General features: G+C 62.5%; 18 protein-coding genes. 11 read left to right on the top strand and 7 right to left on the bottom strand.

Annotated elements, in window-relative coordinates:
- Positions 1-117: 117 nt before the first annotated feature.
- On the bottom strand, positions 118-1,314 hold the full coding sequence (locus tag F0P96_RS09690) for an L-dopachrome tautomerase-related protein (protein WP_160620249.1): 1,197 nt from the start codon (positions 1,312-1,314) through the stop codon (positions 118-120).
- Between the two features lie 417 nt (positions 1,315-1,731).
- Between F0P96_RS09690 and F0P96_RS09685 the strand changes: the two genes are divergently transcribed.
- Positions 1,732-2,265, top strand: a complete 534-nt coding sequence (locus F0P96_RS09685) for an RlpA-like double-psi beta-barrel domain-containing protein (RefSeq protein ID WP_151078660.1) — start codon at positions 1,732-1,734, stop codon at positions 2,263-2,265.
- Here the strand turns inward: F0P96_RS09685 and F0P96_RS09680 are convergent.
- Both F0P96_RS09680 and F0P96_RS09675 read right to left on the bottom strand, forming a co-directional pair.
- Positions 2,262-3,272 (bottom strand): hypothetical protein, encoded by a 1,011-nt coding sequence (locus tag F0P96_RS09680; protein WP_235917442.1) that lies wholly within the window; start codon positions 3,270-3,272, stop codon positions 2,262-2,264. The two genes, F0P96_RS09685 and F0P96_RS09680, sit on opposite strands and share 4 nt — an antisense overlap.
- Positions 3,273-3,348: 76 nt before the next feature.
- Positions 3,349-3,753 (bottom strand): hypothetical protein, encoded by a 405-nt coding sequence (locus F0P96_RS09675; protein WP_151078658.1) that lies wholly within the window; start codon positions 3,751-3,753, stop codon positions 3,349-3,351.
- A gap of 187 nt (positions 3,754-3,940) precedes the next feature.
- On the opposite strand from F0P96_RS09675, the gene F0P96_RS09670 reads away from it, so the two are divergent.
- The gene (locus F0P96_RS09670; RefSeq protein WP_167291197.1) at positions 3,941-5,836 is read left to right on the top strand and encodes a WG repeat-containing protein; all 1,896 of its coding nucleotides are present in this window, start codon (positions 3,941-3,943) and stop codon (positions 5,834-5,836) included.
- A gap of 22 nt (positions 5,837-5,858) precedes the next feature.
- On the opposite strand, the gene F0P96_RS09665 is transcribed toward F0P96_RS09670, so the two are convergent.
- Positions 5,859-6,281 carry a DUF6799 domain-containing protein gene (locus tag F0P96_RS09665; RefSeq protein ID WP_151078656.1) on the bottom strand — a complete coding sequence of 141 codons (423 nt, stop codon included), beginning with the start codon at positions 6,279-6,281 and terminating at the stop codon, positions 5,859-5,861.
- Between the two features lie 139 nt (positions 6,282-6,420).
- Between F0P96_RS09665 and F0P96_RS09660 the strand changes: the two genes are divergently transcribed.
- Complete coding sequence (locus F0P96_RS09660) at positions 6,421-6,708, top strand: hypothetical protein (RefSeq protein ID WP_151078655.1); 288 nt, start codon at positions 6,421-6,423, stop codon at positions 6,706-6,708.
- Positions 6,709-6,772: 64 nt separating this feature from the next.
- On the opposite strand, the gene F0P96_RS09655 is transcribed toward F0P96_RS09660, so the two are convergent.
- Positions 6,773-8,317 (bottom strand): hypothetical protein, encoded by a 1,545-nt coding sequence (locus F0P96_RS09655; protein WP_151078654.1) that lies wholly within the window; start codon positions 8,315-8,317, stop codon positions 6,773-6,775.
- Between the two features lie 211 nt (positions 8,318-8,528).
- Between F0P96_RS09655 and F0P96_RS09650 the strand changes: the two genes are divergently transcribed.
- The 6 genes from F0P96_RS09650 to F0P96_RS09625 all read left to right on the top strand — a co-directional run bounded on the left by F0P96_RS09650 (position 8,529) and on the right by F0P96_RS09625 (position 12,754).
- On the top strand, positions 8,529-9,281 hold the full coding sequence (locus F0P96_RS09650) for a hypothetical protein (protein ID WP_151078653.1): 753 nt from the start codon (positions 8,529-8,531) through the stop codon (positions 9,279-9,281).
- Between the two features lie 31 nt (positions 9,282-9,312).
- Positions 9,313-9,978, top strand: a complete 666-nt coding sequence (locus tag F0P96_RS09645) for a hypothetical protein (RefSeq protein ID WP_151078652.1) — start codon at positions 9,313-9,315, stop codon at positions 9,976-9,978.
- Between the two features lie 65 nt (positions 9,979-10,043).
- A complete protein-coding gene (locus tag F0P96_RS09640; RefSeq protein ID WP_151078651.1) occupies positions 10,044-10,262 on the top strand; it encodes a CsbD family protein in 219 nt (72 codons plus the stop codon).
- 131 nt (positions 10,263-10,393) lie between these two features.
- Complete coding sequence (locus tag F0P96_RS09635; RefSeq protein WP_151078650.1) at positions 10,394-10,966, top strand: DNA-binding protein; 573 nt, start codon at positions 10,394-10,396, stop codon at positions 10,964-10,966.
- A gap of 45 nt (positions 10,967-11,011) precedes the next feature.
- Positions 11,012-11,851, top strand: coding sequence for a DUF1206 domain-containing protein (locus F0P96_RS09630; RefSeq protein ID WP_160620251.1), 840 nt, complete (start codon positions 11,012-11,014; stop codon positions 11,849-11,851).
- An 87-nt stretch (positions 11,852-11,938) separates the two neighbouring features.
- Positions 11,939-12,754, top strand: coding sequence for a DUF1206 domain-containing protein (locus F0P96_RS09625; protein ID WP_151078648.1), 816 nt, complete (start codon positions 11,939-11,941; stop codon positions 12,752-12,754).
- Positions 12,755-12,770: 16 nt separating this feature from the next.
- On the opposite strand, the gene F0P96_RS09620 is transcribed toward F0P96_RS09625, so the two are convergent.
- Positions 12,771-14,006: an NAD(P)-dependent oxidoreductase gene (locus F0P96_RS09620; RefSeq protein ID WP_151078647.1), complete on the bottom strand. Its 1,236-nt coding sequence runs from the start codon at positions 14,004-14,006 to the stop codon at positions 12,771-12,773.
- 203 nt (positions 14,007-14,209) lie between these two features.
- Here F0P96_RS09620 and gcvP point away from each other — a divergent pair, with 203 nt between their 5' ends.
- Positions 14,210-17,137 (top strand): aminomethyl-transferring glycine dehydrogenase, encoded by a 2,928-nt coding sequence (gene gcvP, locus F0P96_RS09615; RefSeq protein WP_151078646.1) that lies wholly within the window; start codon positions 14,210-14,212, stop codon positions 17,135-17,137.
- Positions 17,138-17,232: 95 nt separating this feature from the next.
- Here gcvP and F0P96_RS09610 read toward each other — a convergent pair whose 3' ends face one another.
- Complete coding sequence (locus F0P96_RS09610; RefSeq protein WP_151078645.1) at positions 17,233-17,430, bottom strand: hypothetical protein; 198 nt, start codon at positions 17,428-17,430, stop codon at positions 17,233-17,235.
- 448 nt (positions 17,431-17,878) lie between these two features.
- Here F0P96_RS09610 and F0P96_RS09605 point away from each other — a divergent pair, with 448 nt between their 5' ends.
- Positions 17,879-18,478 (top strand): DUF4136 domain-containing protein, encoded by a 600-nt coding sequence (locus tag F0P96_RS09605; RefSeq protein ID WP_160620253.1) that lies wholly within the window; start codon positions 17,879-17,881, stop codon positions 18,476-18,478.
- Positions 18,479-18,497: the final 19 nt, after the last annotated feature.

Here is an 18,497-nt window from a genome sequence, read left to right as displayed (position 1 = left end):
GCCACAGCCTCAAAGCCAAACAGGCCCTATATCGGTAACCAGAATGTTAACATACCGAAAAGCCTCGCCCAAGGTTGAGCGAGGCTTTTGAAATTCCGGCAGGTCAGGACATAATGCCTACTGCGGTAGCTTCATTTTAAACAGTCGATACGGCTGGTTTTGCTTGCCGACGCCCTTGTTCCACGTTGGGGTTTTGTGGATGGCCGATGCCGTGACGTATAAGGTGCCATCTGCTGTGAGGGCGTAAGTATCGGGCCACTGCAGGCGCGGGTCTTTGGCCAACTCTTCGAGTTTGCCGTCGGGCGTGCGGCGCACTACCGCGTTCTGCTCGATGGCGGTAAGGTAAACGTTACCAGCCTTATCGATTTCCAGCCCGTCGCAGGCCGGCGTTTTGCCCAGGTTTTCAACTTGCTGCCCCAGCTGCTCTTCGCTGAGCGCGGCATTGCGCAGCGCGGCGGTAGGAATGCGGTAAAGCGTGTAGCCCGTCACGGCGTGGTAGTAAAGATGCTTGTTGTCGACACTCAGGGCAATGCCGTCGGAATGCAGCTTGGCGGGCTTGCCCATCGGGTCGAGCATGGGGTTGCCTTCCACGTTCAGCCGAATGGGTTCGGCTTTCACCGAGGGGTGCGTGGTGAGCACCCGCCGGGCCTTCTGGGTTTTCAGATCGACGACCACAATGCCGCCCTGGCTCGATTCGGTGATGTAGGCGTAGTTATTGTCGAGGTCGATGCGCACGTCGTTGAGGTATGATTTGCGCGGGGCCACGGTTTGGTCGAAGCGGATGGTTTGCACCACCTGATTGATCTTTGGGTCGATTTTGACCAGCTTGGGGCCGCCGGGCACTGTGTATTTGAGGCCGGGCGCGGCGGGGTCGAGGACCCACAGCATGCCGCTGCGGTCGACGTAAGCCGCCTGGGGGCAGATCCAGTGCTTCTCGGGCTCGTTGCGCACCGAGTCGTTCCAAGTGCACCAGCTGGCATCGGGGTAGGGCTTCAAGGTGTTGTTGGGCCCTACTTCGGCAATGGGATTCACGGGGTTGTAGTCCCAGCGCGGCGACACGAGGAAGATGCGGCTGTCGGGGGTGACGGCAACGCCCACAAACTGCGGCTCGCGCAATTCAGCTACTACCTGCAAGGGCGAGTTGGCGGGCGCAACCGGAGCAGCTCCGGCTACGGCAGTGCTGTCGGCCGGCGTGGTGCCAGCCGCCGAATCGGGGGCGTTGTTGTTGGAGCATCCCAGAGTCAGCAGAGCAACTCCGAGAACGAGGCTTGCCCGGGCGATGGGCAGCGCCGGCAAAGAAGGTAAAATGTGCATGAGTCGACGGGTTGTGGAATGAATTGGGGCCGTAGCGGCAACAGAAACACGTGGGTGTAGGCTGTACGTCTTGCTGCCGGCCAAGTTCCTTTGGTTAGCCATTGAAATGCGGCCGAACCGAGGCTCGTTTCCTTCCGGCGCGCTCAAACTCGGTCGGCTTTCGGCCAACTGAACCGCTAATTGCCCGACGCCGACGATTATGACAAAAGCAGCTTTTATGGCCATTTTAAGCCCTTTTTTAAAACTTTTACAATAATTAATATTGCTTAATTAATTCAAAAGAATAACTTAGCCTTTCTTGATCAAGCTCAACGGGAACCTTATGGGCCGAAATCAAGTTGAAGCCCTTCTGCCCACCGCGCGACGGTGGGGCCTCATTCTCCTCAGGCGTAAGCGGGAGCCACGAACCCAACGGACATGTCTATTGCGCTGTTTCTTCTGTACCTTTTTCTTCCTTCCTACTCCCCCGCTCCCCAACCACTTCCGACCGCGCCGCTGACGCCGCGCGTGGTGCAAGTGAAGCCCACCCCAACCACGGTAGCCTACCAGCGCCCCCCGCGCAAGCTGCCTACTTACCGCGTAACGGCCACGGTGTATATGGCCGAACCCGGGCAAACCGATGCCGAGCCCTTCGTAACCGCCGACAATTCGCGCATCTCCCCGCACCAAACCAGCAAGAGCCGCTGGGCCGCCATTTCGCGCGACTTGCTCCAACGCTGGGGCGGACCCTTCAAATTCGGCGACTCGGTGCGGGTAACGGGCATTTCGCCCAAGTTAGACGGTGTGTACGTCATTCACGACACGATGAACCGTCGCCACAAACACTGCTTCGATGTGCTGGTGCACCCTTCCGAAGCCCATTTGTCGGACATGTGGCACAACGTGCGCGTGACGCCCGTGCCCGAACGCCCGGCCACGCCGGCCCCCGAACTTGCCTGGACGGCCGGTTAGGCCTCTGGGAATTGCGTTAGCGTCCGCGGCTGCCCCTCGGCATCGTATAAATAGCTGAGCGGCTCCGCCGGATTTCGTAAAATATCGGCTATACCAATATTCCACGGGCGCCAGAGGTCTTCCAAGGCCTGCACGTAGCCCGAGTTCTGCCACGGATTGAACACCACGCCGGTAATATCGTCGAGGAACGTATCCATCACCAGTTCCTCGTCGCCCGGTTGCACGGGCCGGGGAAAGTATTCCGGCACCGCATTCAGCAGATACGCTCCGTAATAGACGCGCGCCTTGAATTCGGCCAGCTGCACCGGGTGCAGCGGCCGGGGGCGCGCGTCGTCGTATACGCGCCGCATCACGTCGAGCAGAATGGCGTTGTCGAGCAGGCAGCTGACGACGGCCACGTTGCCCAAGCGGATGCTGAAGACCATCGTGGCCAAGTCGTCGTCGTAAGCGAAGGCGGGGTCGTCGGGGCCGGTGGCCACGTTCAGCAAGAACATGGAGCCCGGCGTGAAATCGTCGTAGCGCATGGGCACGCGCAGAGCCTGTAGCACCTGGAAAAAGCTGCGGAAGCGCGTGAACAGCGCCCGGTTTTCGGACAACGGATAGCGCGGCTTAATCAGCGGCGCTTTTTCGCGTTCCAGCTCGTTGACGAAGATGCCGTAGAACATTTTGCCCAACCACAGAAACAGCGTCTGGCTGTCCAGCTCACGCAGGCCTTCGGGGCTGGCGGCGGTGTGGGCGGCTACCTGCGCTTCGAGCGGCTCTACGTGCTGGGTGCGGCAAGTGGGGCAGCACGGAATGCGCGTTTCGGCGAAGGTGCTCGTGCTTTGGTCGAGCATCTGAATGGGGCGCTCGGCCAGCTGGTAGCGCTCAAGCAGCCAATCGGCAAAAACCGGGATGGTATCGACGGCCGGATCGAGCGGCGCACCGCAAAGGAAGCAGTTCGGCAAGCCGAATTGCATGCGGGCGAAGGGGTCGTAGAGGGCGAAGTGGGAGGCGGAAGCGGACATAGGCCGCAAAAGTACGCCGCCGGCCGCGCTCGGTACGAAACCAAACGCGGCCGGCGGCGTCAAGCGGTAGCCGCAGCTAGCGCGAGAGCGTGGAGCCCATCTTGATCAGCAACTTGCCTAGCTGCGCCAGGGGCGGGCCGTAGCCGCCCGCAGCTTCGTCGGCCACTTTGCTGGTTTCGGCCCCCAGCGTGGCCAGGGTTTCGGCCAGGTCGTGGGCTTCGGTTGCACCGTCGCCGGTGAGTTGCTCGCGCAGGTTGTCGAGGGCCTGAATGATTTTGGCAAGGCCGGGCTTTTCGGTGGCGCGCAGCACCTCGGCCCACCGCTCAATTTCGCGCATTCCGTACTCATTTTCCTTGCTCGGCACGCCGTCGTTGAGCAGCGCCAGGGTGTCGTCTATCAAAGCCGAATGCTGCCCGTCGGTTACTTCGAGCGGCGCGTGAAATTCGGGTTGGTGTGCGGGAGTGGGGTTGAGCGAGTCCATACAGGCCAGAAAAAGAAATCAGCAAACAAGCGCGGGGGCTGGTTGCGTATACTCAGCCCACCCGGAAAAAGTTGGCTCCGCTATTGCCGCCAACAGGCCCTTTTTTCGCTGCCGGGCCCCTTCCATGCTGCACGTTCTCCTCGCTTCTCCCTTCCCCGACGCAGCTCGCCAAGCGGCTTTTGATGCGATGCGTGCGACCCTGGCCGGCCTGCCGCCCGACGACACGCCTACTCTGCTGCTGGGCCGAATTCCGCTGACCGCAGACACCGCACTCGACGCGGCCGTGATACGCCCGCATAGCATCACCCTGCTCACGCTCCAACCCCAGGGCGGGCAGTTGCGCATTCCCGCGTTCGGCCACGGCGCGTGGCTGCTCGAAGGCCTCCCGTTGTCAGCCGCGGGTGCCGACAACCCGTTTATAGCCTTCCGGCAGCAGCGCGACACTTTTTTGCGTTTGCTGGAGCCGTTGTTGCCCGCCGAGTCTGTGAATGCGCAGTTTGTAACGGGGCTGCTGGTACCAATGGCGCCGCTCACGTTTGGGCCCGATGTGGAAGCCAGCATGGCTGCCGAACCCGGCTCGGCCCAGTTCCAGCTGCTGCCGCAGCTAGGCCGTTTGCCCCGCCGCCTGGCCCAGCTGGCCACGCCCGCCATCGACCTCACCGCCGCCGATATCCTGGAGCTGGCCAACCAGTTGGCGGCCCGGTGGCCAGCGGCGCCCGATGTAGCTGCGGTGCCGGCCGCAGCTCCGGAAGTTGGCGCGGGCACCCTGGGCGGGTCGGTGCAGCTGGCAGCGCGGCAGCTGTGGCGCTGGTTGGGCGCCGAAGACGTGGACGACCTGCCGGCCGACACCTACGAGCTGGCCTCCCGGGGCGAAGACCGCAAACACGAGCTGGAGGAGCTGCAAGCCAACCTTCAACACCAAGTGGATGCCCAGCTACGGGCCTTGGAAGCCCGCGAAGCCGAACGCGAACGAAGCATTGCGCAGCTGCGCACCGAACTGGCTCAGGCCCAATCGGCCGCAGCTCCGCAGGTGGCCGAGCTGCAGGTGCGCCTCCGGGCCGAAACCCAGGCCAAAGAACAGGTCGAGCAGAATATTCGGCAGTCGCAGCACGACTGGCAGCAGCGCAACCAAGAGCTGGACGGCAAGATCCAGGCCCTGGAGCGGCTGATTCAACAGTTGCAGCCGGTAGCTGGTGCCCCTGCGGCTGCGGAGTCCGTTGCTCCGCCGGCCGCGGCGGCACCGTCTGTTGCCGCCCCCACGCCACCCCGCCCTGCGCCGTCCGGCGCCTCAGCCGCCCCAGCGGCTGCTTCTGCACCTGGGCTGGCAGCGACTTTGGGGACTATATCAAAGAAGGCCACCAGCCGCGTAACGCACTTCGCCCGGCAGTTGACGCTGGGTCAGTCGGCTCAAACGCGCGGGCTGTGGCTGGCCAGCGGCATCGGGCTGCTCTTGCTGCTGTGGGTACTGAGCCGGTTTTTGACCTCAGTGCCCACCCCCTACCAGGAAAATGGCCGGTGGGGATTTGCCGAGGACGGCAAGCCCATCATCGAGGCCCGGTACGCCTCGGTGCAGCCATTTGAGCAAGGCAGGGCGGTAGTGGAGCGCGACGGCGCTTTTGGCTTGATCGACGAGCAAGGCCAGGAAGTAGTAGCGCCCGCCTACGACGCCCTAAACCCCTATCACGAAGGCTTCGCGCGGGTCCGCATCGGCGACGTGTACACGTTCATTGACGAAGACGGAACCGAATTCGACGCCTATTTCTACAACGCCTACGATTTTGCCGAGGGCTTTGCGCCGGTGCTGGACCGCCGGGGCTGGTTTTACCTGAGCGGGGCCGGCCCGCTGCCCAAACGGCCCCGCATTTTTCAAGAAGCCTACCCGTTTCACAATGGCCTGGCCCGGGTGCGCGTGCAGGGGAGCTACACGTTCATCGACCCCGAATACTTAAGCGACTCCACCGCCACCACCGAGCCATTTGGCCGCTACGAATCGGCCACTGATTTTGCCGATGGACGCGCCACCGTGCGCCAAAACGGCCGTACGTTCACCATCGACCGCCGCGCCCGCCCGGTGCAGGATTAAGAACAAGCCCCAACGGTCGGTCTTAATGCTTGCGGCCTTTTTTCTTGCCGTGCCATTTTTTGCGCCAGCCGGGCGGCAACCAGCTTATCCGCGCTGGTGTGGCGCCTACCGCCGTTGCCGGCGCAGGTGCCGGCATGGCCGGCCGCAGTGCCCACTGGCCGTTGGGTTGGGGCTGAACAGCGGTGGGCTGCCCCAGCAACGTGCAGCCTTGTCCTTCGGCCAGCTCGGTGCGGCCACCGGCAGGGTCGAGCACAAAGCCGTCGGGTGTGACGGTGCGGCCGTTGGGGAGGTGAATCTCACGCGTGAGTGGCCGCAGCTGACCGTGGCGCAGCACGTGCATGGTACCGTTACGGCGCACAAACCCGTCGTCGGAAGAAGCGCCTGCCTGCCCCTGGGCCAGAATGGGCAGCAGCAAGCAACAAAGCACTCGAAAGAGAAAAGCCATGAGAAAATGGAAGCTGACGGCTACCCAGTGCCCCTACGCGGCGCGGCGGCAGGCAGTTTTGCAGTAAAAAACCCAGGTACCTGGGTTACCTTGCCCGCCGCGGTGTATCAAAGTGCTCACAACCTTTCCATCATTCGCCATGAAAATGACATTCAAAACCCTGCTGGCCGTGGCCGCTTTCGGTCTGTTCGCTACCACCTCGTGCAGCGAGAAAACCCAGGAAAACGCCGAAGCCACCACGGAAAGCGCTGCTAACGATGCTGCTGCCAACACCGAAGCTGCTGGCGACGCCGTAGAAAACGCTACCGACAACGCTGCCGCCGACGTTAACGCTGCCACCGCCCCCGAGAAAGGCGACACGGCTGTAGTGCGCAACCAGCCCGCCGACGGCGTAGTTGACAAGACCGCTGAAACCGACAAGAAATAAGCTTTCGGCTTGTTTTAGCTGTGACGCCCGCTGTTCTACCCGAGCAGCGGGCGTTTTTTGTGTGCTACGCGGGCGTTTTGACCAGTACCGGCGGCGTTTCGGCCAGCTCCAGCAGCACTTGGTAGTAGGGCCGGCCCACGGCGCGGGCTTTCAACCAAGCGTAGAAGCTTAGAGCCTGCAAATCTTCGCGCTCCAGGGGCAGGAAGCGCGGCATTTGGGCCACGCTCTGCGCAAATTCCGGGCGGGCCGCAGCGTCGGGATTCTCGATTAGTTCGCGCACCAGGGCCAGGTAGCTGAGCACATAGCGGTAACTGCCGCCATCGGGGCCGAAACGGTCGCGCACGAGGCGGTCGATGGCGCGCAGGCGGTGACCGGCCACGTCGGCGTTGCCCATTTCGAGCTGGGTGAGCAGCTCGCCCATGTTTTTGTTGAGCAACCATTCGACGCCCATTTTTTCTTCGCACCAGTGGTCGGTGCGGCCAATGGCTTGCAGGGTGTGATTGGTGCGCTGGTACTTGCCCTCGGCGAAGTAGTGAAAGCCGAGGCCCAACTGCGCCGTGAGCTGGTCGCGCGGGTTCAGCGTTTGGGTGCGCAGCAACTCTTCCAGCAACTGAATACTTTCGGCGTTGCGGTGCAGGAAGGCGTTGTTGGCGGCCAGCAGAAAGATGTATTTCGGGTAAAACTCTGCCTGCAGGCTGCGGGCGCCGTTGGCCAGCAGCCCGCGCAGCTGCTCCAGGTAGGCCACCGACTCGGTGAAGCGGCGGTTGCGGTAGAGCGCGTGTGCAATCATGTAGAGCAGACCAAGCTGATAGGCGCGCTGGGCAGGCGCAAAGCCGTGGCGCTTTTCCATGAGGTGGTAGCAGCGCCGCACAAAGGGCTCGAAGGAGGCAAAGTCTCGCCGCACGAGCATGGCCGAGCGGGCAATGGACAACAGCCGGTAGAGCAACGACGGCCGCCGCGCAAAGGCTTCCTGCAGGTCGTATTCGCGCAGTACGTCCTGCATGATTTCATCGAACGAAGTGACCGAGCGGCCTTGGGTGCGGGCCAGCTTCAGGCGCTGGCGCATCAGGCTGTAGGCAATGGCGGCGCGCTCTTCTTCCTCGGCGGCGGGCTTGTTGCGGTTGCGCCGCCGGATGATGTCGTCGATAGGCTCGGCATGCTCGCTGTGGGCGTGCTCAATCTGCAGGTTGTACACAGTGTTCAGCAGCTCATACTGCTCGTTCTGGGCGGCCAGCTTCTCGGCTTTGCGCAGGGTGGCCCACGCCAGGCGCGGCACGCCAGCCTCGAACAGGTGCTGGGCCAGGCTGAGCTGCCCGCGCACGGTGGAGGCCGCGGTGGGGTCTTGGTCGCGCTGTTTGAGCAGCAAAAAGTCGGTAACCTGCCGCAGCAGACGTTTGCGCAGGGCGTAATACGCTACCGGATTGGGTTCCTCGGGGTAGAGTCGGGCCAGCAGCGCCTCGGTCGACAGTTCGCGCTTGTGCCACAGCAATTCGCACAGATTGGCGTCTTTGCGGCCCTTTTCCTTGCGGCGCTGCCGCTGCAGGAAGCGCAGGAACTCCTTTCGGTCGTCGGGGGAAAAGGTGCCAAGGGTAGTGCGAAGGTCGTCCATGCGAAGCCGGGTGAAGTAGCTACTGCAATGCTACGCAATTCAGCTTAAAAACAGGAAGTTATCCAAACTCCTTTTTAATCATTGTAAATAATTGATAAACAGAATTATCAAGCACAAGTATATCTACCTGTAAAGTCTGTCAATGCTAATAATTGGATGCGCACTTGTACCGGAAGAGTGTGTACTTTTCCAGCACAATACTGAACCGGATATGAAAGCTCGCCTACTGTTTTTCCTTTTCGCCTGCCTGCTGACCACCGCCCTGCAGGCCCAGGACCTGCTTACCAAACGCAACGGCGACGAAGTAACGGTGCGGGTGCTGGAGGTGACACCGGCCGAAGTGCGCTACAAGCGCATCGACAACCCCGAAGGCCCGGTGTATGTGCTGCCGCGCGCCGATGTGTTCATGATTAAATACGCCAACGGTACCAAGGACGTGCTGAACGCGGCCGCACCAGCCACTACCGGTGCGGCGGCCGCCGTCACTCCCCCTGGCAGCGGCCCTACCGTGCCCGGCGACGACCCCAGCGCCTGGGACGGCATCAAGCTAAGCGGGCCACGGCTGGGCTTCACGGTGCTCACCGGCGGCGCCGCCACCTACGCCGAAGACGAGTTCAATCTCAACCCGTTTCTGACGCAGTTCGGCTGGCAGTTTGAAACCCGCCTGTTTCGCCTGCCCAACGGCACCTCGGGCTTGTTTGAGTTTGTGCCTTTGATTGGGGGGCTCGAGCAAGGCAAATTCATTCCGAGCCTGAACGCGCTGCTGGGCGTGCGCGGCCCCAAGGGGTTTGAGCTGGGCCTGGGCCCGAACCTGACGCCCGTGAGTGTGGGCATTGCGCTGGCCGCCGGCACCACCATCCACACGCCCAGCGGGCTGAATTTTCCCGTCAACGTAGCGGTGGTGCCCGGCAACGGTGGGGCCCGCATCAGTTTGCTATTGGGCTTCACCACCCGCCGCCGTTAGCCTTTTCGGTGGCTTTCTTCTGGTACTTGCCATGCTTCTTCGCTTCTTTTTTGGCCTGTTGCTGCTTTTGCTGAGCGCCACCGGGCAGGCTCAGGAACTCCCGTCCGCCACTTCGCCCGTCGACGTGATTCTGCGCAACGACGGGCAGGAAATTCCGGCGCGGGTGCTCGTGGTTACGCCCACCCAAATTCGCTACCTGGCCTTGGCCGATTCGGCTCGGCGCCCTACCGATACGCTGGACATGGCGCGGCCAGAGGTGTTCTTGGTGCGCTACGCCAACGGCACCAAAGAGCTGATGAACCCCGCTGCTGAAACGCCCGCGCCCGAAAACACCCTGGTGGGGCTTACGGCCACGCAACGGCAACAGAAGGGCCGAGCCGACGCCCGCAAATACTACAAGCCTTCGAAAGGGGTGTTTTGGGGCACGTTTGGGGCTACCTACGCCGGCGCATTGATTGTGGTGGGTCCGCTGGCGGGTATTGGCACGGGGGTGGCCCTGGGCGTAACGCCGCCCAAGCGCGAAAACCTGCACGCCCCGCAGCCGGAACTGCTTAACGACGCCGATTATTACACGGGCTACCGCAAGCAGGCCCAGGGCCGCAAGGCGGGCAAAGCGGCGGCTGGCTTTGGGGTAGCGCTGGGCAGCCAGGTGGTACTGCTTATCGTGATTCTGGCGGCGCTTTTCAGCACCCATTAACAACCTCGACAACAGGGGTGCGTAAGAGGATACACGTTTCCCTTCACACCCAAACACCTTTTGTCATGGACGTTAACCGAAATAAACTCGACGACGCTACCGAGTTCCGCGCCCGCGGCGACTGGAACCAGATCAAGGGCCGCGCCAAGCAGCAGTGGGGCAACCTCACCGACGACGACTTGGACTACGCCGAAGGCAAGCAGGACGAGTGGCTGGGCCGCTTGGAGCGCAAAACCGGCGAAACCGTAGACGACATCAAGAACTGGTTCCGCCGCAATTTCTAGCCGGTGGTGGCCTGTATGTAGCATTCAGCACGCGTCCCACACCCCCAACGGTGTGGGACGTTTTTTTAGCTCCCGACCACCCGCGCTCCGAGCCCACCGTTTGCCTCTCCACTCCGTTTCCTAACACCGTCATGAGCATCGCCCCGGATGAACTCCGGACGCTGGGCAACCCCACCCTGTTGCAACGGCCCAAAACTGCCTTTTTTTGCTCGCGCGAGTATCCGCTTAGTGCCGAGCGGCCCACGTTTTTATGGGCTATGGAGCAGCGCTACCGCAACCGCTGCGTGCTGTCGGGGTTTCACTCCCGGCTCGAGCAAACCGTTTTCCGCTACCTGCTGCAGGGCGAGCAGCAACCGATTGTGTACGTGCTGGGGCGCGGCATTCAGCCCAACCTCCGGCTCGAGTACGGCCCCGAAATAGCCGACAACCGCCTGCTGTTCGTCACGCCCTTCGAGCCCGACGTGCGCAGCATTACGCAGGAAACCGCCGACATCCGCAACCTGCTCATTGCCGAGCTGGCCGAGGCGTTTTTTGTGCCCTACGCTGCCCCCGGCGGCAACCTGGAGCAACTTCTCCTGTCCGAGGCAGTGCGCGGCAAACCCGTTTTCACGCTCGATCTGCCCGAAAACCAGGTGCTGCTGGCCCAAGGGGCCCGCGTGTGGCATTCGGGGGTGTTGGGCAATGCCCGCGGCGCCGGCACGTAGCCACCTCGGCGGCTCATCCGTATGCAGGTTGTTTCGTCTTTCCTTATGGCTTTGTCTTCTTCATTTGCCCCCGGCCTGCAGGCGTCCGCCTCGTCGGGGCTGCGCACCCTGGCCCGCTTTGGCTTCGCGGCCAAAGGCATTGTGTACCTGCTGCTGGGCATCTTGGCAGTGCTGGCGGCCACCGGCAGCCGCGGCGGCCGCACCGCCGACAAGCAGCAGGTGCTGCAAACCATCCAGAATATGCCGCTAGGCCGCTGGCTGCTGGGTTTGGTGGCGCTGGGGTTGGCCGGCTACGTGGTCTGGCGCCTGACGCAGGCTTTCCGCGACACCGAAAACAAGGGCCACGATGCCAAAGGACTAGCGCAACGAGCTAGTTTCGCGTTCAGCGGCTTGATTTACGCAGGCCTGGCCTACTACGCTGGCAAAGCCGCTTTCGAAAACACGGCCGCCGGCGCAGGCAGCGGCGGCAACACCCGCCAATCGGTGGTGGCTACGCTGCTGGAGCAGCCCTACGGGCAGTGGCTGGTGGGCGCGGCGGCGCTGGGCGTTATCGGCGCGGGGCTCTATCAGATATACCGGGCCTACTCGGGCTCGTTTGCCAAGCACGTCAACAGCAGCCAACTGCCGGCGAGCCAGCAGCGGCTGGTGCACCGCATGGGGCAGGTAGGCTACACGGCCCGCGGCGTGGTGTGGGGCATTTTGGGCTATTTTCTGCTGCAAGCCGCCCGCCACGCCAACCCCAACGAAGCGCAGGACACCGAAGCGGCTTTTGACTGGCTGGGCGCTATGGGCCCCGGCGTGCTGCTGGTGGTGGCGCTGGGTTTCGTGTGCTACGGCCTCTACATGCTGGTGCGCGCCAAATACCCCATTCTGCACGGCGTATAGCCGACGTACGCAGCCAGCTGTCGGGGTTCAACAACCCAATCTTTCGGGGCCTGCGTATGCATAGGACTCCTCCCCTGGCATAGTCCGATGCCTTCCCTTGCCCCTTTTCCGTCGCTTTCTGCTCCTGAACGGGCTTTCTGGCTGATTGCCCGGCTGGGCTTGGTGGCGCAGGGTGTGGTGTATCTGCTGCTGGGCATCCTAGCTATTATGGCGGCCGAAGGCGTGCGCACCACCGCCGACCGCGACCAAGCCTTGCTCACCATCAGTCGCCTGCCTTTGGGCCGTTGGCTGCTGGCGTTGCTGGCCGTGGGCCTGGCGGGCTACGTGCTCTGGCGATTCGCGCAGGCAGCTTTCAACACCGAAAACTGCAGCTACGACACCGTAGGCATATGCAAGCGCGTGTTTTTCGCCTGCAGTGCCTTGGGCTATGGCTGGCTGGCCTACTACGCCGCCTGGCTGGCCCTGCTGGCCCACGTGCCCGAAGGCGAATCGCAACGCTCGCTCATCAGCCGCCTGATGCACCAGCCCTACGGCCCGTGGCTACTGGGCGCTGTGGCGCTGGGCGTTATCGGGGTGGCCATGTTTCAGGTGTACCAGGCCTTTTCGGGCACCATTGCCAGCGAGGTAAACGGCCGGCGCCTCGCGGAGTATCCCTGGCAGTTGGTGTACCGCATCGGGCAGGTGGGCTATGTGGCCCGGGGCGTGGTGTGGGGCCTGCTCGGCTACTACCTGCTGCTGGCCGCCTGGCACAGCAACCCGCGTGAAGCCCGCGACACTGACGGCGCCTTTGACCTGCTCGGCACCATGGGACCCGGCGTGCTGCTGGCCGTGGCCGCCGGGTTCGTGGCCTACGGGGTGTACATGCTGGTGCGCGCCCGCTACCCGCTGCTGCCGCGGCCGTAGCTCCCGGCGCAGGCAATTAGTGCGAGGCCTCGGCCAATGTTTCGCCTACGTAATCCTGCAAATACTGGTAGCGAGGCATGAGCTGGCCGCCGCGGGCAATGGTGGCGCGCTCAATCACTCCCTCCGGGTCGCCGCCGAAGAGGTGAGGCAGCACGTTGTCGATGAGCTGGCGGCCGAAGTCGCGCGAGGCATTGCGCGGCAGCTCGCAGGGCAGGTTATCGACGGCCATAACCGTGATGTTGAGCGGGTGCGAATAGGCCGGCGCCAGTTCCCCGGTGGTGGGGTTGTAGTCGAAGGCAGGGTCGGGGATGCTGGTGCTGCGCTTGGTTACGGGCACCGAGCCGTCGATGTCGCAAGTGACGTCGGCAATGGTGTTGATGCGGAAGTTGGGGCGGCGCGTATCGGCTTCGGTGAAGAGCTTGGGCGCTTCGGGGTGCCAGTAGGCACAGGCAATGAGCAGATCGGTCACGGGCAGGTACTTGTCAAACGTCGAGACGTACTCCTGGGGGCTGCGGTGGAAATCGGGCGTGTCCCACACGCGGCCGTCGCGGCGCTGGTTGTAGTCGGAAGAGCCCAACTGGGTATATACCGGCTCGTCGAAATCGTGGTAGAGGTAGTCGTACACGCTCACGCGGCGCAGGCCCATTTTCTGGAGCACCTCCAGGGCACCCTGGGCCACGCGCCCCGAGCCCGTCACGGCCATTTTGATGGGCGGCAGGGCCTTAACCTTGAAGTACTCCTCCTGCATGTCGTCGAGGTCGGTGCAGAGGTAGGCAGGCTTGAGCTGGTAGAGGCCGTGCTTGCGGCCGTAGGTGAGCAGGCCGTTGTAGGCGCCCACGATGCCGGCCCAGCGCCCAAACGCCACAATCCGTTCCCCGCGGGCATTGGTCAGCACTTCGTAGTCGACGAGGGTAATGTTTTTCTGCAGCACCTGGCGCAGCAGCTCGCGGTTGGCCGGCTGTTTCTTAATCGTATGCGAGAAGAAAAAGTACGTTTTGTTGGGCAGCAGCTGGTCTTTGGGCACCTCCTTCACGCCCATCAGCACGTCGCAATCCGCTACGTCGGCCTGCACGGCGAGGCCCAAGTCGCGGTATTCCTGGTCGGAGTAGCTGCGGATGTCGCTGCTTTGGGCCACCACCTGCACCTGCGGCCAGGTTTGCTGCACTTCCACGCATTTCTTGGGCGTGAGCGGCACGCGGCGGTCAACGGGCACTTTGCCTTCGCGAATCAAGCCGAGTTTAAGGGGTGACATAGCGGTAACGGGGAAAGATGTGGAACAGCAAATCTACTTTTTTCGGCTGGAAGGTGGCGGCGCACGCCCGCTAGGCCCACGGGTGCGCTTTGCTTCGCGCCGCACTTTTTGCCTGCAAAAGCGGTTTTCCCAAAGCCTTTTCGGCCTACCTTTGTTAGGGCCTTACCGAGGTCTATTTCCCCGCCAACCCATTCGTTTTCTGTATGAAGTTGTCCTTCAAGCCCGCCGACGTGTTTGTTGACCGTCACAACGGTCCCGACGCAGCGGCCGTGGCCGAGATGTTGCACACCATCGGCGTGAAGTCGGTGGACCAGCTCATCAACGAAACAGTGCCGGCGCGCATCCGCCTGAAGCGCGAGTTGAACCTGCCTGCCGCCCTCACAGAGCGGCAGTTTTTGCGCAAGTTCAAAGCCATTGCCGGCCAGAACCAAGTGTTCCGCTCCTTCATCGGCCTGGGCTACCACGACACGCAGATGCCGCCGGTGATTCTGCGCAACATCATGGAAAACCCCGGCTGGTACACGGCCTACACGCCCTACCAGGCCGAAATTGCGCAGGGCCGCCTCGAAGCCCTCATCAACTACCAGACGATGGTAATTGAGCTGACCGGCCTCGAAATTGCCAACGCCAGCCTGCTCGACGAAGGCACTGCCGCCGCCGAGGCCCTGCACATGTTCCACGGCCTGAGCAAAAAGAAGAACGCCTCTAAGTTCTTCGTCTCGGAGCAGGTGCTGCCCCAGACCATCGACGTGCTGCGCACCCGCGCTACGCCGCTCGGCATCGAGCTGGTGGTGGGCGACCACCGCACCGCCGACCTCTCGGACGAGGCCCTGTTCGGCGCCATTGTGCAGTACCCCGCCGCCGACGGCGAGGTATTCGACTACACCGATTTCATCTCCAAAGCCCACGACAACGGCCAGTTCGTCGTCGTAGCCGCCGATTTGCTGGCCCTCACGCTGCTCACCGCCCCCGGCGAGATGGGCGCCGATGCCGTGGTGGGCAACTCGCAGCGCTTTGGTGTGCCGCTGGGCTACGGCGGCCCGCACGCCGGCTTCCTGGCCACCAAAGACGCCTACAAGCGCGTGATTCCCGGCCGCATCATCGGCCAGAGCGTGGACGCCACCGGCAACAAGGCCTACCGCATGGCCCTGCAGACCCGGGAGCAGCACATCCGCCGCGAAAAAGCTACCTCCAACATCTGCACCGCGCAGGTGCTCTTGTCGGTTATTGCCGGCATGTACGCCGTGTACCACGGCCCCGAGCGCCTCAAGCAGATTGCCACCAACGTGCACCTGCTCACCCGCCAGCTGGCCGAGGGCCTGCAAGGCTTGGGCGTGGAGCTGAACGTGGAGAACTACTTCGATACGGTGAGCCTGACGCTGGAAAGCGCCGAGCTGCAACAAGCTTTGCGCGCCGAGCTGGAAGCCAACGGCATCAACCTGCGCTACTTTGGCACGGGCAACGTGGGCATTTCGCTGCACGAAAAAACCGAAGCCGAAGACGTGGCCGACATCCTGCGCGCTTTCGCCAAGGTGCTGGGCAAGCAGGCGCCTGCTTCCACCGAAGGCAACGCCGCCCCGGCCGACGCCGCGCTGAGCTGGCCGAAGAGCCTGATTCGCACCTCGGAGTACCTCACGCACCCGGTCTTCAACACGCACCACTCCGAGCACGAGCTGCTGCGCTACATGAAGCAGCTGGAAAACAAGGACCTGAGCCTGACGCACTCCATGATTTCGCTGGGCTCGTGCACCATGAAGCTCAACGCCACGGCCGAAATGATTCCGGTAACCTGGCCCGAAATCGGCCAGCTGCACCCCTTTGCGCCGCGGGAGCAGGCACAGGGCTACGCCGAAATCTTCCGCGACCTGGAGGCTTGGCTGTGCGAAATCACCGGTTTCGATGCCGTGAGCCTGCAGCCTAACTCGGGTGCGCAGGGCGAATACGCCGGTCTGCTGGTCATCAAGGCCTACCACGAAGCCCGCGGCGACCATCACCGCAACGTGGCCCTGATTCCGGCCTCGGCCCACGGCACCAACCCCGCTTCGGCCGTGATGTGCGGCATGCAGGTGGTGGTGGTGAAAAGCACCGAGAAAGGCGAAATCGACCTCGACGACCTCCGGGCCAAGGCCGAGCAGCACTCGGCCAACCTCTCTTGCCTGATGGTGACGTACCCGAGCACGCACGGCGTGTACGAGGAAAGCATCATCGACATCTGCAACCTGATTCACGAGCACGGCGGCCGCGTGTACATGGATGGCGCCAACATGAACGCCCAGGTGGGCCTGACCTCGCCGGCAAACATCGGCGCCGACGTGTGCCACCTGAACCTGCACAAGACCTTCTGCATTCCCCACGGCGGCGGCGGCCCCGGCGTCGGCCCCATCGGCGTAGTGGCCGATCTGGCGCCCTACCTGCCCGGTCACGTGGTGGTGGATGCCGACGGCCGCTCGGGCGGTGCGGTGTCGGCCGCGCCCTGGGGCTCGGCCAGCATTCTGCCCATCTCCTACGCCTACATCAACATGATGGGCGGCGACGGGCTGAAGGCGGCCACGCAAACGGCTATCCTGAACGCCAACTACATCAAGGCCCGCCTGGAGGAGCACTACCCGGTGCTCTACACCGGCCAGAACGGCCGCTGCGCCCACGAAATGATCCTCGACTGCCGCCAGTTCAAGAAAGCCGGCATCGAAGTAGAGGACATTGCCAAGCGCCTAATGGACTACGGCTACCACGCGCCCACGGTATCATTCCCGGTAGCGGGCACGCTGATGGTGGAGCCGACGGAGTCGGAGAGCAAGGAAGAGCTGGACCGCTTCTGCGAGGCCATGATTTCGATTCGCGAGGAAATCCGCGACGTAGAAGAAGGCCGCGCCGACGCCAAGGAGAACCTGCTGAAGCACGCGCCCCACACCGCCGCCGTGCTGCTGCACGCGGAGTGGACGCGCCCCTACTCGCGTGAGCAGGCCGCCTACCCCACGGACTTTGCCCGCCGCTTCAAGTTCTGGCCCTCGGTGTCGCGCATCGACTCGGCCTTCGGCGACCGGAACCTGATCTGCGCCTGCACGCCCATTGAGGCGTATGCCGACCAGGAAGAACACTTGGTACCCACCGACAAAGGTCCGTCGTACTAACTAGCCTGTAGGCTCGAACCGGCAACGCCCGGCATCCTTGCGGTGCCGGGCGTTGTGGTTTTGGGGTGGAAAAGAGGCGGGGTGAACGAGCGGGCTTATTGCCCGAAGCAGGTGCGGTACATGTACCCAGTTTGGGTTTTGCCGGCCGGGTCGGTCACGCGGGCCTTCACAAAGTAGGCATCCACGGTGTCCATTACCTGCACTTCCATGCCCGACTTAATGCTCATGAGCTGCGCCGACTCTTTCTTCATGCCGTCGTAGAGCGTGCATTCCACCACGGTGTTGTGGGCCACTGGGGTGCGGTTGGCCCGATTCCCGGATTTGGTATCTTCCTTGGCGGCGCTGCAAGCAACCAAAGAGACACTCGCAAGAAGTAGTAAAAGTTTGTCCATAGATGTGGTTTGTGCGGAAAAGGTACTAAAAAACCCGTGGTGAATGCACCCTGTACTGACGGGTTTTTTCTGCGGCTTAGCTTCTACAGCCAATTGCTTGGAGCCGGCTGGAACGGGTCCAGACTAGGCTCAGCGTGGTGTGAACCCAGGAGCAAAATCAGGTCTTATCACCTCAAAGCTGCACTGTATTAATCCTAAACATAATTGTCTTTTAATACTTCAAGGCCCACGCGCTAATTCAATTTTTGGGAACGTCGGCCGTGATAGGCTTGTTTAAAAATACATGGTCGGAAGCTCTGTTGCGCTTGGTGCGCCGGGTCCGGCCATCTTCCCAAACAAGCACTTACCGATGAACGCATTCACTCAATTTTTTGCCCGTCCCGCAGCCTTGGCTGCGGTCGGCCTGAGCTTGCTGCTTGGCGCAGCGGGCTGTGCCTCGGTGCCCCGCGTGGGCGTCACCTCCGATTTTGACCACGCCACCAACTTCCGGGCCTACAAAACGTGGAGCTGGTACCCCGAGCAACCCACCGACGCCGAAGGCGGTCCGGCCAAAGGCTACAACTCGTTTTTCGACAAGCGCATGCGTGTGGCTGTGGAGGCCGAAATGGTACGCAAAGGCTTTACCAAAGTCGAGCGCAACCCCGACGTATTTGTGGCCTACAGCGCCCGCGTGGAAAACAAGCAACAAACCAACCCCGCTCCGTACGGCCCTTACGGTTACCCCTTCTGGTACGGCTACGGCGCTTTCAACCGTCCCTACCAAGTAACTGACTACAAAGCCGGTAACATCATCATCGACATTGTCGACGCCAAGCGCAAAGAGTTGGTGTGGCGCGGTTACGGCCAGAGCCAGGTCGACAACCAGAACATTTCGGAAGCCGAAGTAAACCGCATCGTGGCTGGCGTACTGGGCGACTACCCGCCCAGCGACAATACGGCCCGTCGTTAATCGGCTCTAGCTTTTTTGA

Source organism: Hymenobacter busanensis (assembly GCF_008727865.1).
Classification (GTDB): Bacteria; Bacteroidota; Bacteroidia; order Cytophagales; family Hymenobacteraceae; genus Solirubrum; species Solirubrum busanense.
The sequence above is the reverse complement of the archived record's forward strand: the minus strand, read 5'-3'. Positions and strand labels throughout refer to the sequence as shown.

What these genes read in the sequence shown, in the direction of transcription:
- F0P96_RS09620 (WP_151078647.1), bottom strand. Translation starts at nt 14,006, where the DNA reads ATGTCACCCCTTAAACTCGGCTTGATTCGCGAAGGCAAAGTGCCCGTT.
- F0P96_RS09670 (WP_167291197.1), top strand. Translation starts at nt 3,941, where the DNA reads ATGCGTGCGACCCTGGCCGGCCTGCCGCCCGACGACACGCCTACTCTG.
- F0P96_RS09650 (WP_151078653.1), top strand. Translation starts at nt 8,529, where the DNA reads ATGAAAGCTCGCCTACTGTTTTTCCTTTTCGCCTGCCTGCTGACCACC.
- F0P96_RS09680 (WP_235917442.1), bottom strand. Translation starts at nt 3,272, where the DNA reads ATGTCCGCTTCCGCCTCCCACTTCGCCCTCTACGACCCCTTCGCCCGC.
- F0P96_RS09645 (WP_151078652.1), top strand. Translation starts at nt 9,313, where the DNA reads ATGCTTCTTCGCTTCTTTTTTGGCCTGTTGCTGCTTTTGCTGAGCGCC.
- F0P96_RS09665 (WP_151078656.1), bottom strand. Translation starts at nt 6,281, where the DNA reads ATGGCTTTTCTCTTTCGAGTGCTTTGTTGCTTGCTGCTGCCCATTCTG.
- F0P96_RS09655 (WP_151078654.1), bottom strand. Translation starts at nt 8,317, where the DNA reads ATGGACGACCTTCGCACTACCCTTGGCACCTTTTCCCCCGACGACCGA.
- F0P96_RS09630 (WP_160620251.1), top strand. Translation starts at nt 11,012, where the DNA reads ATGGCTTTGTCTTCTTCATTTGCCCCCGGCCTGCAGGCGTCCGCCTCG.
- F0P96_RS09660 (WP_151078655.1), top strand. Translation starts at nt 6,421, where the DNA reads ATGAAAATGACATTCAAAACCCTGCTGGCCGTGGCCGCTTTCGGTCTG.
- F0P96_RS09690 (WP_160620249.1), bottom strand. Translation starts at nt 1,314, where the DNA reads ATGCACATTTTACCTTCTTTGCCGGCGCTGCCCATCGCCCGGGCAAGC.
- F0P96_RS09685 (WP_151078660.1), top strand. Translation starts at nt 1,732, where the DNA reads ATGTCTATTGCGCTGTTTCTTCTGTACCTTTTTCTTCCTTCCTACTCC.
- F0P96_RS09605 (WP_160620253.1), top strand. Translation starts at nt 17,879, where the DNA reads ATGAACGCATTCACTCAATTTTTTGCCCGTCCCGCAGCCTTGGCTGCG.
- F0P96_RS09625 (WP_151078648.1), top strand. Translation starts at nt 11,939, where the DNA reads ATGCCTTCCCTTGCCCCTTTTCCGTCGCTTTCTGCTCCTGAACGGGCT.
- gcvP (WP_151078646.1), top strand. Translation starts at nt 14,210, where the DNA reads ATGAAGTTGTCCTTCAAGCCCGCCGACGTGTTTGTTGACCGTCACAAC.
- F0P96_RS09635 (WP_151078650.1), top strand. Translation starts at nt 10,394, where the DNA reads ATGAGCATCGCCCCGGATGAACTCCGGACGCTGGGCAACCCCACCCTG.
- F0P96_RS09640 (WP_151078651.1), top strand. Translation starts at nt 10,044, where the DNA reads ATGGACGTTAACCGAAATAAACTCGACGACGCTACCGAGTTCCGCGCC.
- F0P96_RS09675 (WP_151078658.1), bottom strand. Translation starts at nt 3,753, where the DNA reads ATGGACTCGCTCAACCCCACTCCCGCACACCAACCCGAATTTCACGCG.